The organism is Variovorax sp. 10N432, from assembly GCF_056394465.1.
In genome coordinates this window covers 47,698-59,579 of sequence record NZ_JBFTHX010000018.1, presented here as the reverse complement: position 1 = coordinate 59,579, position 11,882 = coordinate 47,698, and the positions used below count along the sequence as shown (strand labels likewise).

11 protein-coding genes are annotated in these 11,882 nt (G+C 69.4%); all 11 read right to left on the bottom strand.

Annotation, left to right across the window (positions count from 1 at the left end; translation table 11 throughout):
- Positions 1–13: 13 nt before the first annotated feature.
- The 11 genes from AC1DF3_RS20970 to AC1DF3_RS20920 all read right to left on the bottom strand — a co-directional run bounded on the left by AC1DF3_RS20970 (position 14) and on the right by AC1DF3_RS20920 (position 11,874).
- Positions 14–1,390: an ABC transporter substrate-binding protein gene (locus AC1DF3_RS20970; protein ID WP_478140751.1), complete on the bottom strand. Its 1,377-nt coding sequence runs from the start codon at positions 1,388–1,390 to the stop codon at positions 14–16.
- A gap of 78 nt (positions 1,391–1,468) precedes the next feature.
- A complete protein-coding gene (locus AC1DF3_RS20965) occupies positions 1,469–2,215 on the bottom strand; it encodes a FadR/GntR family transcriptional regulator (RefSeq protein ID WP_286536526.1) in 747 nt (248 codons plus the stop codon).
- A gap of 10 nt (positions 2,216–2,225) precedes the next feature.
- Entirely contained in the window at positions 2,226–3,179 is a 954-nt protein-coding gene (locus AC1DF3_RS20960; RefSeq protein WP_478140750.1) for a 2-hydroxyacid dehydrogenase, read from the bottom strand.
- 61 nt (positions 3,180–3,240) lie between these two features.
- A complete protein-coding gene (locus AC1DF3_RS20955; RefSeq protein ID WP_286522933.1) occupies positions 3,241–4,218 on the bottom strand; it encodes a Bug family tripartite tricarboxylate transporter substrate binding protein in 978 nt (325 codons plus the stop codon).
- Between the two features lie 96 nt (positions 4,219–4,314).
- A complete protein-coding gene (locus tag AC1DF3_RS20950) occupies positions 4,315–5,820 on the bottom strand; it encodes an N-acyl-D-amino-acid deacylase family protein (RefSeq protein ID WP_286536523.1) in 1,506 nt (501 codons plus the stop codon).
- Complete coding sequence (locus AC1DF3_RS20945; RefSeq protein ID WP_286536520.1) at positions 5,817–6,719, bottom strand: MurR/RpiR family transcriptional regulator; 903 nt, start codon at positions 6,717–6,719, stop codon at positions 5,817–5,819. Before AC1DF3_RS20945 ends, AC1DF3_RS20950 begins: the two co-directional genes overlap by 4 nt.
- Positions 6,720–6,727: 8 nt before the next feature.
- Positions 6,728–7,999 carry an amino acid deaminase gene (locus tag AC1DF3_RS20940; protein WP_286536519.1) on the bottom strand — a complete coding sequence of 424 codons (1,272 nt, stop codon included), beginning with the start codon at positions 7,997–7,999 and terminating at the stop codon, positions 6,728–6,730.
- Between the two features lie 38 nt (positions 8,000–8,037).
- On the bottom strand, positions 8,038–9,027 hold the full coding sequence (locus AC1DF3_RS20935; protein ID WP_478140749.1) for an ABC transporter ATP-binding protein: 990 nt from the start codon (positions 9,025–9,027) through the stop codon (positions 8,038–8,040).
- A complete protein-coding gene (locus AC1DF3_RS20930; protein ID WP_286536517.1) occupies positions 9,024–10,064 on the bottom strand; it encodes an ABC transporter ATP-binding protein in 1,041 nt (346 codons plus the stop codon). Before AC1DF3_RS20930 ends, AC1DF3_RS20935 begins: the two co-directional genes overlap by 4 nt.
- Positions 10,061–10,927 carry an ABC transporter permease gene (locus AC1DF3_RS20925; RefSeq protein ID WP_286536515.1) on the bottom strand — a complete coding sequence of 289 codons (867 nt, stop codon included), beginning with the start codon at positions 10,925–10,927 and terminating at the stop codon, positions 10,061–10,063. Before AC1DF3_RS20925 ends, AC1DF3_RS20930 begins: the two co-directional genes overlap by 4 nt.
- A complete protein-coding gene (locus tag AC1DF3_RS20920; RefSeq protein ID WP_286536514.1) occupies positions 10,924–11,874 on the bottom strand; it encodes an ABC transporter permease in 951 nt (316 codons plus the stop codon). The genes AC1DF3_RS20925 and AC1DF3_RS20920 overlap by 4 nt, the downstream gene beginning before the upstream one ends.
- Positions 11,875–11,882 lie beyond the last annotated feature (8 nt).

The following is an 11,882-nucleotide window of genomic DNA, read 5'->3' as shown; positions in this document are numbered from 1 at the left end:
CCGCCGTTTCAGCTCAGCGAGCGACCGTCTTGATGCGCTCGATCATCTCGTCGACCGCCTTGTCCACCGGCACCTTGTCGCTCACGATGCGATTCATCGCCTTGGCCCACACGTTCTCGTTGTTGAGCACCGTGAACTTGTAGTTCTTCGTGAATTCGAAGGTCACCGTGCCGGCGGCGTACTGGTTGTAGACCGACTTGCGGTGCGAGTCGGCTTGCCAGAACGGGCTTGCCTGGCCGGCCTTGGTCACCGGGAACCAGCGCCCCAGCGAGCCTTCGACGTACGGCGTGAGGTTTTCTTCCTGCAGCAGGAAGGCCACGAATTCCTTGGCGCGCGCCTTGTTCTTGGCTTCCTTGAAGACCACGCCGGTCTTCACCGCCGTCCGATAGACCATCTTGCTGCCGTCGGGCTTGTTCGGGAAGCCGGCCGTGCGGATGCGCTCGGTGTAGTTCTTCTTCGCTTCCTCGCGCTGCTCGGGCGTGAGCGAGGCATTGTTCGAGTCATCGAGCCACTTGGCCGGCAGCGAGATGGTCGCGTTGTGCGTCATCACGGTGGTCTTGTTGTGGAAGGCGACGTTGTTGTCCGGGTCTTTCCAGCTGGTCGAGGACGGCGGCGTGCAGCCCGTCAGGTAGGGCTTGGTGTAGTCGGTCATGGCCGAGATCAGGCCGGCGCGCACGGCCGGGTCGTCGACCAGCAGCTTGCCGCTGTCGCTGACGAGCTTCACGTTGTAGGCATCGGCGAAGGTCAGGAACGAATAGAAGGCATCGCTCGAATCGACGCCCATCGGCATGCCGATGCCGAAGTTGCGCTTGCCGCTCTTCTGCCGGCTCGCGGGCTGCACCTTCTCGCACCAGAACGACCAGTAGTCCTTCCAGTTCGTCGGGATGTCCGACTCCTTGAAGCCGGCCTCGTTGAGCATGTCGATCCAGTACTCGATGTGCATCGTCTGCTGCTTGATCGGGAAGGCGTAGTAGGCCTTCGACTTCGTCTTGTCGTCGTAGAGGAAGGTGGTCTCGATCGTGTTGGGCGCGAAGCGGGAGGCGATCGGCGCCAGCACGCTGCTGATGTCCTCGAGCTTGTCGTCATAGGCCCACTTGCCCGTGACCTGGAAGTCGTAGACGTCGGCATAGGCGACGTCGGGCGGGCTGCCGGAGTCGAGCGCCGAGACGGTCTTGGGGATCATGTCCTGCACCGGGTACTGCGACAGTTCGACCTTGACGCCCTTGTGCTTGTCCTCGAACTTCTTGATGGCCGCGAACAAGGCATCGTCCTCGGCCTTGTAGAAGCCCTTGACCCACCAGACGGTGAGCTTCTCCTGCGCCGAGGCCTGGCCGGCGACGGCGAGGCCCAGGGCCATCATCGTCGGGACCACGAGTGCTTTGAATTTCATGTTGCCTGTCTCCTTTTTCTTGCAGCTGAACAGCTCGATGCGCGAGCCGGGGGTGGGAAGTAACTATGGTGCTCCGCGTCAGACGGCGGCCCGCAGGCGCGGCGGCGGACGCGACAGCCGGGGCAGTCGTCGGCGCGAACCCAGCACCTCGTCGATGTCGGCGCGCGCGCCGTCGATCAACAGGATGATGGCTTGCTCGGCCCGCGCCGGATCGCGCGCGATCACGGCGTCGAGCACGGCACGGTGCATCGGCAGGGACTGCGCCGGGCCGTCTTTCTTGATGGTCGAGATCTCGAAGCTGGTGCGCAGCAGCGCGTGCAGCGCCTTGCTCATCTGTGCCAGCATCCGGTTGCGGGCGCTGCGCAGCAGGCCGTTGTGGAAACGCAGGTCGAAGCTGACGTAATCGCCGCCGAATTCCACGGCGTGCTTCATGCCGGCATAGGCGGCCTCGATCTCTTCGATGTCCTCGGCCGTTGCGCGCTCGGCCGCCAGCCGCACCGCGGCCGGCTCGACCGCGCGCCGCAGGTCCTGCAGGTCGCGCAGGAACTCGGGCGTGAGGCCGGCCCGCGCCTGCCAGGTGATCACGTCGGGATCGAACCAGTTCCAGTCCTCGTCGGGCAGCACCCGGGTACCGACCTTGGGGCCGGTGATGATCAGGCCCTTGGCCACCAGCGACTTCACGGCCTCGCGCACCACCGTGCGGCTGACGCCGAAAGCTTCGCACAGCTGGGGCTCGGCCGGCATCGGCGTGCCGACTGCGTAGCGGCGCGAGACGATCGCCTCGCCGAGCAGGTCCAGCGTGCGGCCATGGGTGTTCTTGGCCATCGCGATCGGCTCAGGCGTCGACCGGGGTCAACAGCGGCCGGCCCGTGAAATGGGCGTGCAGGTTGTCGAAGGTGAGCTGGCCCATTGCCTCGCGCGTCTGCTTCGTTCCGCTGCCGATGTGCGGCGTCAGCACCACGTTGGGCAGCGTGCGCAGGGCTTCCGGCACGTTCGGCTCGTTGGCGAAGACATCGAGCCCGGCACCGGCGATGGTGCCGTGGCGCAGCGCATCGATCAGTGCGGCTTCGTCGACCACGCTGCCGCGCGCGACGTTCACGAGGTAGCCGTCGGGGCCGAGCGCCTGCAGCACGCGGGCATCGATCAGGCCCTTGGTGGCGGCGCCGCCGGGCGTGATCACGACCAGGAAGTCGACCGCCGCGGCCAGCGAGACCGGGTCGGGGTGGTAGGCATAAGGGACACCGGCACGCGGCGAGCGCGAGGTGTAGGCCACCTCCATCTTGAAGGCCAGCGCGCGCTCGGCGATCGCCTGGCCGATGCGGCCCATGCCGACCAGGCCGAGCCGGCCGCCCGTGACCTTGCGGCTCAACGCGATCGGGCCGTGGGTCCATTCGTTGGCGCGCACGAAGCGGTCGGCCTGCGGGATGCGGCGCGCGGCCGCGATCAGCAGGCCGATGGCGAGGTCGGCCACATCGTCGTTGAGGACCGCCGGCGTGTTGGTGACCGRCACGCCGCGCGCGTGCGCGGCCGGGACGTCGATGCCGTCGTAGCCGACGCCGAAGACCGAGATCACTTCCAGCGCCGGCATTTGCGCGATCAGTTCGCGCGGGACCTTGGCCTCGCCGTTGGCGACCACGCCGCGGATGCGCGGCGCCACGGCGGCGAAGGCGGCCGGGTCGCTGACGTGGATGCGGTCGTGCAGCGTGTAGTGCTGACGCAGCTGGTCGAGCAGGAAGGGCATCAGCGGCGCGACGAGCAGCAGCTCGGGCCGGTCGGTGGCGCTGCTCATTGGAAAACCTCCGTGCTTCGCACTGCGGTGCGAGCCCCCTTCGGAACGGCCGGGCGGGGGCTCATACCTTGATCCCCAGCTTCTGCACCAGCTGCTTGAAATAGTCGTGGTCGCGCTGCATCGCCTGGCCGAAGGCCTCGGCGTCGAGGTACGCGAAGCCGAGGTTGAGCTTGTCGAGCTGCTCGCGCAGCAGCGGCTCGTCGGCGCCCTTGCGGGCCATGGTGCGCAGCACCGTCGAGATCTCGGCAGGCGTGGCCTTGTGCACCGCCAGCCCGCGCCAGGTGCCGATCGAGAGGTCGATCTTGCGCTCCTTGAGCGTAGGCACCTTGTCGAAGGCCTTCAGGCGCTGGTCGGCCATCACCGCAAGCATCTTGAGCTTGCCGGCCTGCACGTGGACCGCGACTTCGCCGGGACTCACGGCCACCGCGTCGATGTGGCCGCCGAGCAGCGCCACCACGCCGGGTGCCGCGCCCTGGTAGGGCACATGGTTGAACTTGACGCCGGTCTTGTCCTCGAGGCCCGCGGCGGCCAGGTGCCAGATCGATCCGTTGCCGGAATTGCCGACCTTCATCTCGCCGGGCTTGGCCTTGGCGGCGGCGAGGAATTCCTCGATCGTGTTCCAGGGCGCGTCGGACTGCACCGTGATCGCGGCCGGGTCGGCGTTGAGGCGCGCGATCGGCTGGAAGTCGGCGTAGGTGAACTTCGAAAGGCCGAGGTGCGGCAGGATCACGAGTTCGGCGATGACGACGCTGACCTTGTAGCCGTCGGGCTTGCCGTTGAGCACGTCGCTCATGCCGACGACGCCGCTTGCGCCGGGCCGGTCGTTGACGACCAGCGGCTGCGGGAAGTGCTTTTTCGCGGCTTCCGCGAAGGCGCGCGCCAGCGCGTCGGTCCCGCCGCCGGCGGAGGCCGGCACCACGAGTTCGACCGGCTTGGTCGGGTAGTCTTCGGCCTGCACGGGCAGCACCCAGGGCAGCAAGGCTGCGGCACCGAGGCCCTGCAGCAACTGCCGGCGCCCCGCGTTCGATGAATGGGCCATGAATCGTCTCCTGCGGAGCCCGCCGCGGAGCCCTCGATTCAAATCATATGATGATTGACTTCGACGGCCGGCAGGAGAAACCCTGATCGGCCGCGATCAGCCGGCGGCCATTGCCCGCCGCACGAAACGCCCCGCGCGCGCACCGGTGGCGCGCCCCTCGGCCGTGTAGCTCAACACGCCGTTGACCCAGACCCGTTCGATGCCTTCGCTGAACTGGCGCGGCTGCTCGAAGGTCGCGCCGTCCTTCACGCGCAGCGGATCGAAGACCACCACGTCGGCCATGTGGCCGGCTTTCAGCAGGCCGCGGCCGTCGATGCGAAAGCGCGCYGCCGACAGGCCCGTCATCTTGTGGACCGCCTCTTCGAGCCGCAGCAGGCCCTTCTCGCGCCAGTAGCTGGCCAGCACGCGCGGAAACGCACCCCACAGCCGCGGATGCGGACGTTCGTCGTTCGGCAGGCCGTCGGAGCCGATCATCGAGAGCGGATGCGCCATCACGCGCTGCACGTCGTCCTCCCGCATCTGGAAGTAGCAGGCATTGCCGGGCTTCAGGCGCCGGGCCGCCTCCTGCTGCGTGACGCCCCACTCCGCCGCGATGTTGGCCAGATAGCGGCCGCCGACCTCGGGGTGCGGCTGGCTGCCGGTGATCAGGATGTCGATGATGCCGTCGACCAGGTCCTCGCGCAGCACGGTCGAGCCGGCCGTGTAGGGATAGACGTCCATGCCGATCTCCTGGCCTTGCGCCAGCGCYTCGATGAGCGGCAGCGTCTCGCGGGTGCGGCCCCAGTTGGCGGGTCCGGCGCATTTGTGGTGCGAGATCACGAGCGGCAGTCCCGACTGCCGCGCAGTCAGCGCGGCCTCCTGCAGCGCCGGCAGGATGCCGGCCAGTTCGTCGCGGATGTGGGTGGCGTAGACACCGCCGTTGCGCGCCGCCACGCTGGCGACCGCGACCAGTTCGTCGACGTCGGCGGCGAACGCCTCTTCGTAGAACACGCCCGACGACAGGCCCAGTGCGCCGGCGTCCATCGCCTCCTGCATGTCGGCCGCCATGGCCGCGCGCTCGGCCGCGTTGGCGGCCCGGTCGAGCACCGGCATGTGGCGCATCCGCAGCGCGGTATGGCCCAGCAGCGCAGCCACGTTGACCGCCGGCCGCGCCGCGTTCACCGCTTCGGCATAGGCGCGCATCGTGGCGTGGCGGAACTGGCCCCGGCCCAGCAGCGACAACGGTGCCGGCGGCGTGTCGGTCACCATCGGCGCGAGCGAGATGCCGCAGTTGCCGACGATCACGGTGGTCACGCCCTGCGAGATCTTCGGCAGCATGTCGGCCTTCTCGATCGCGGCCGAGTCGTCGTGCGTATGGACGTCGATGAAGCCGGGCGCGACCACCAGGCCGGTGCAATCGATCTCGTCGATGGGGCCCAGCGCGCGCAGGCTGGCGAGCAGATCGGTGGATGTCCGGCCAGGCGCCGCCACCGACACGATGCGCTCGCCGGCGAGCAGCACGTCGCCCTGCCATCCCGGGCTGTCGCTGCCATCGACGACCGTGCCGCCCCTGAGCAGCGTCGCGTGGCCGGGTCCCGTGGCGCCAGTGTCCGGGATGGTCATCGTTCGTCCTCGAATGTCTCCGACGCGCCCGAATACTCGGCGCTGTCGAAGCCGTGCTTGTGCAGCAGCTGCTTGAATTGCTGAAGGCCGCGCGTCGCGACCGGTCCGAGCTTCTGCGCCAGCCGCACCATCAGGATCTCGATCACCACCAGGTGCGCCAGATAGGCTTCGGTGCCGACCCGCATCACCGCGTCCTGCGGCACCGAGACCGCGAGCACCAGGTCCGCGATCTCGGCCAGCTGGGTGCCCGGCTGGGTCAGGGCCACCACGGTGGCGCCTTGCGAGCGCGCAAAACGCGCGGCCTCGAGCGTGTAGGGCATGCGGCCGACGTGCGAGATCACGAAGGCCACGCCATCGGGCCCCAGCGTGCTGGCCGAGACCAGCTGCTGGTGGGCATCGAAGATCGCGTTGGCGGTGCAGCCCAGCCTGAACAGCCGGCTCTGCAGCTCGTTCGCCATGAAGGTCGACGCCGCGCCCACCGAGTAGCAGTCGATGCGCCGGGCCTCGGCCAGGCGGCTCGCGACCTTGTCGAGCACCTCGACGTCGATGCGGCGGCCCAGCTCGGTCAGCGAGGACACGGCGGCGTGGACGATCTTGCTCGCCACGTCGCCCGCGCTGTCCTCGGCCAGCACGCTGCGGTGCAGGTAGGAGCCCGTGACGGCCAGGTCCTGGGCCAGCGCCAGCATGAACTCGCGCACCGACTCGAAGCCGAAGCTGCGGCAGGTCCGGACGATGGTCGGCATCGACACGCCGGCCTGCTGCGCGAGCTGCTCGACCGTGGCGGCCACCGCCGCGCGCGGGTCCTCCAGCACGCACTGCACCACGCTGCGCTGCGCTGCCGGCAGCAGCGCCATGCGCTCGCGCAGGCGCTGCAGGAGATGAACGGAAGGGTTGTGCATGTCGGCCCTCAGAAGCGCGTGCTGATGGCGCCGCTGACCGCCAGGTCGTCGTCGACCAGCGCGAGCCAGCGCCACTTGTCGAAGGTGGTGCATGGGTGCGAGATGCCCAGCGCGACGCGATCGCCGACCTGCGGCACCGTGCCCGCGGCATCGAAGCGCAGGTAGGCATGCTGGTCGTTGAGCGCGCTGATCGTCCAGCCGGGCGGCGCATCGGCCGCCACGCGGGCGCCGCGCGGCGCATGCCGCACCGGCACCGGCAGCTCCAGGTCGTAGGAGATGTCGCGGCGGCCGCAGGTCAGCAGCGCCAGCCCGGGCTCGGGCACCGACTGCACCATCGCCCAGACCTCCAGCGCCGCGCGCAGCGAGGCGTCCAGCCCTTCGCGCTGCTCCACCTGCCTCAGGAAGCGGGCGTAGTTGCCGTTGTCGTGCGTGACATAGCAGCCCGAGCGCAGCACGCCGAGCACCGGGCGCGACAGCCCCTGTGCTCGCAGCAGCGGCACGACCAGGTCGAACACCGCGGAGCCGCCGGCCGTGAGCATCACGCTGTCGTCGCCGAACAGGTTCTGCGCATCGCAGCAGCGCGCGACTTCGAGCACGCGCTGCACCAGCGCCGTGACTTCACGCGCGTCGTGCTCGCTGTCGCAACGGGCGAGGCCGCCTTCGTAGCATTCGATGCCGCCGAGGTGCACGGCCGGCGAGCGCGAGATCGCGGCAGCCAGTGCGAGCGCTTCTTCGAGCGTGCGGCAGCCGGTGCGCTGGCCGGGAATGCCGATCTCCAGCAGCACGTCGAAGCGCCGCGGGCTTTGCCGGCGCCGTGCCCAGTCCTCGATCACCGCCAGCTGCGCCAGCGAATCGACCAGGAACCAGACCCGCAGGTCGCCGTGCCCGGCCAGCAGCACGTCGAGGCCGTCGAGATCGGCATCGGCGAGCACCTGGTTGGCGATGATGGCCCGCCGCGCGCCCGCTTCGACGCCCACGGCGAGCTGGAAGATGGTCGCGAAGGTGAGGCCCCAGGCGCCGCCGGCCAGCTGCTGCGCGAACAGCTCGGGCGACATGGTGGTCTTGCCGTGCGGCGCCAGGGTCACGCCCTTGCGGCGGGCGTAGTCCTGCATCCAGGCGATGTTGTGCGCCAGCGCCGAGCGGCGGATGACGGCCAGCGGATAGGCCAGGTCATCGGCCAGCACGTTCCAGCCCTTCTGGCCGATGTCGGCGGCCCGGCATGGCGCGGCGCCCAGCGGATAGCTCTTGCTTCGGTGGTCGAGGATCAGCTCTTCAGTCATGTTCGTTCCGTTTGGTGCTTCGTGTGCCGCCAGCGTACTCAAAGATCGTTGCGCCAGCAGGCGTGCCAGTGGCCAGTCTGCACTTCGCGCAGCTGCATGTCGGCGCTGGCGCAGCGCTCCTCGGCCAGCGGGCAGCGGGTGCGGAACACGCAGCCCGAGGGCGGATTCGCCGGGCTCGGCAGGTCGCCCTGCAGCAGCGGGACCACGCGCCGCTGGGCCGGGTCGGGGATCGGCGCCGCCGCCAGCAGCGCGCGCGTGTAGGGATGTTGCGGGCTGGCATAGAGCGCTTGCGTCGGCGCGATCTCCATCACCCGGCCGAGATACAGCACCACCACGCGATCGCACAGGTACTCGACCACGTCCAGGTCGTGCGAGATGAAGAGCAGCGTGAGGCCGAGCTGCTCCTTCAGTTCGCCCAGCAGGTTCACCACCTGGGCCTGGATCGAGACGTCGAGTGCCGACAGCGGCTCGTCGGCGACGATGAACTGCGGCTCGACCGCGAGTGCGCGCGCGATGCCGATGCGCTGGCGCTGCCCGCCGGAGAACTCGTGCGGGAATCGCTCGGCGTGTTCGGGGCGCAGGCCCACCTGCTGGAGCAGCTGCTCGATGCGCGGCTTGCGCGCCGCCCCCTTGGCCAGCCCGTGCGTGTCGAGCGCCTCGGCCAGCACCTCGCGGATGCGCATGCGCGGGTTGAGGCTCGCGTAGGGATCCTGGAAGATGATCTGCACCTTGGAGCGCAGGGGGCGGAACTGCGACTGCGACAGCTGCGCCAGGTCTTGCGGCGGCGCATCCGAGCCCTGCGCCTGGTAGGACATCGCACCGCCGGTCGGATCGACCAGCCGCGTCAGCAGGCGCCCGATGGTGCTCTTGCCCGAACCCGATTCGCCGACCAGCCCGAGCGTCTCGCCCTTGCGGATGTCGAAGCTCACGTCGTCGACCGCGCGCACCGGATGGCTGCCCTTGCCGAAGTACTTCTTCAGGTTGCGGATCTCGAGCAGGTTCTCGCTCGCCAATGTTGCGCTCGTCATGCGGCCAACTCCTCGGTGAATCCGATGCAGCGCACCCGGCGATCGCCGCCGCTGGCATCGAGCATCGGCATGCGGGCGTCGCAGGCTTCGCGGCGGTGCGTGCAGCGCGGCGCGAAGGCGCAGCCGGGCGGCGGCGCGAAGGGGCTCGACACCTGGCCGGGGATGGCGACCAGCTGGGGGCGCCGGCCGGGCAGCACCGGCGAGGCGCGCCGCCGCGCCACGCCCGGCAGGCAGGCCAGCAGGCCGCGCGTATAGGGATGCGCGGGCCGGGCGAACAGGTCGTGCACCGGCGCCGACTCGACGATCCGGCCCGCATACATCACGGCCACCGCGTCGGCGTACTGCGCGACCACGCCGAGGTTGTGGGTGACGAACAGCATGCTCATGCCGGTCTCCTTCTGCAGCCGGCCCATCAGCGCCAGGATCTGCGCCTGGATCGTGACGTCGAGCGCGGTGGTCGGCTCGTCGGCGATCAGCAGGGTCGGGTTGCAGGCCATCGCGAGCGCGATCATCACGCGCTGGCGCATGCCGCCCGAAAGCTGGTGCGGGTACTCGTTGACCCGCTGCGCCGCGGCCGGGATCTCGACCAGTTCGAGCATGCGCTGCGCATGGGCGTGCGCAGCCTTGCGGTCGAGCTTCAGGTGCAGCCGGACCGATTCGGCGATCTGCTCGCCGATGGTCAGCACCGGGTTCAGGCTGGTCATCGGCTCCTGGAAGATCATTCCGAGCTCGTTGCCGCGCAGCGCGCGCTTTTCGGACTCGGGCAGGTCGAGCAGGTTGACGCGCCGGCCGTCGCGCCGCACGAACCAGGCCTGGCCCTCGACCTGCGCATGCGAGGTCTTGGCATGCAAGCCCATCAGCGTGAGGCTGGTGACGGATTTGCCGGAACCCGATTCGCCGACCAGCGCCAGCGTCTCGCCTGGACGGATCGCGAACGAGACATCGGCCACGCTCTGGATGCGGCCGGCCTCGGTGGCGAAGGAGGTCGACAGGCCCTGCACTTCGAGGCGGGGCGTTGCGGATGCGATCGCGTTCATGCGGCCTTCCTCAGCTTCGGGTCGAGCAGGTCGCGCACGCCGTCGCCCAGCATCTGCAGCGACAGCGCCGTCAGCACGATGGCCAGGCCGGGACAGAAGATGGTCCAGAAGGCGCGGTCGGCATAGTCGAGGCTGCCCGCGATCATCGTGCCCCAGGTCGGGATGTCGGGCGGCACGCCGACGCCGAGGAACGACAGTCCTGCCTCGGCCAGGATCGCGTAGGCGAAGATGAAAGTCACCTGCACCAGGATCGGCGACATCAGGTTCGGCAGGATGTGCTTGCAGAGGATCTTCGGGGTGCGCACGCCGAGCGCGCGCGCCGCGTCGACGAACAGCAGCTCGCGCAGCACCAGCGTGGTGGCGCGCACCACGCGGGCGACGCGCGGCGTGTAGACGATCACCAGCGCCAACATCACGTTCCAAAGCGAGACGCCGAGGATCGACACCAGCGCGATGCCCAGCAGGATGTCGGGGAAGGACATCATGGCGTCGACCACGCGCATCAGCGGCGCGTCGAGCCGGCGGAAGAAGCCCGCGAGCATGCCCATCAAGGTGCCGAACAACACCGCGCCGGCGGCCGTCACGACGCCGATCAGCAGCGAGTAGCGCGCGCCGTGCACGATGCGCAGCATCACGTCGCGGCCCAGCTCGTCGGTGCCGGCCCAGTGTTCGAGCGAAGGCGCATGCAGGCGCTGGCCGATCTCGATGGCGCCGGGGTCGGCGTCCGACAGCAGCGGGTAGAGCACCGCGACACCGGTCACCAGCAGCAGCACCAGGGCCGCCGCCAGCACGATCTTGCGCCCGAACAGGCGCCGCGCCACCGGCATCGCGCTGTTCCAGCGGGAAACGATCGCGGCTCTCATTTTCCCTCCAGCCGGATGCGCGGATCGACCAGCGTGTAGATGAAGTCGACGCCGAGGTTGATGAACACGTAGATGGCGGCAATGACCAGCAGCGTGCCCTGGATCACCGGATAGTCGCGCCGCAGCACCGCGCGCACCACCAGGTTGCCGACGCCGGGCAGGTTGAAGACCGTCTCGGTCACGACCGTGCCGCCGATCATCAGCGCCAGCGTGAGGCCGAGCACCGTGACGATCGGCACCAGCGCGTTGCGCAGCACGTGCTTGACCATGATCACCCGCTCGGGCAGCCCCTTGGCCCGGGCCGTGCGCACATAGTCCTCGCCGAGGATGTCGAGCATCGAGGCGCGCGTGAAGCGGATGATCAAGGCCGAATTCAGCAGGCCCAGCACCAGCGCCGGCAGCAGCAGGTGCTGCAGGCGCTCGCCGAATGACGCGCTCGGGTCGCCGTAGCCCGAGGCCGGGAACCAGCCGAGCCTGACGGCGAAGAACTGGATCAGGATCAGGCCGAGCCAGAAGCTCGGGATGCTGGCGCCGAGCATCGCGACGCTGCTCACGGCCTGGTCGGCCGCGCTGCCGCGCCAGATCGCCGCCGACATGCCGGCCGGGATGCCGATCAGCGCCGCGATGCCGACCGCGAACAGGGCCAGGAACAAGGTCGGCTCGGCGCGCTCGAGCAGCGCCTGCGAGACCGGCCGCTGCAGGAACAGCGACTGCCCGAGGTTGCCCTGCAGCAGCTCGCCGACCCACAGCACGAACTGCGTCGGCAGCGGCTTGTCGAGGCCGTACTGGATGCGGGCCTGGGCGATGTCGGCCGTCGTGGCCTGGTCGCCGAGCAGCAGGGCGACCGGATCGCCGGAAGCCAGCCGGGTCAGCGCGAAGACGAGCACCGCGACGATGGCGAGCACCACCACGGCCCCCGCCAGGCGGGTCAGCAGAAAGCGCAGCATGGGGCGTT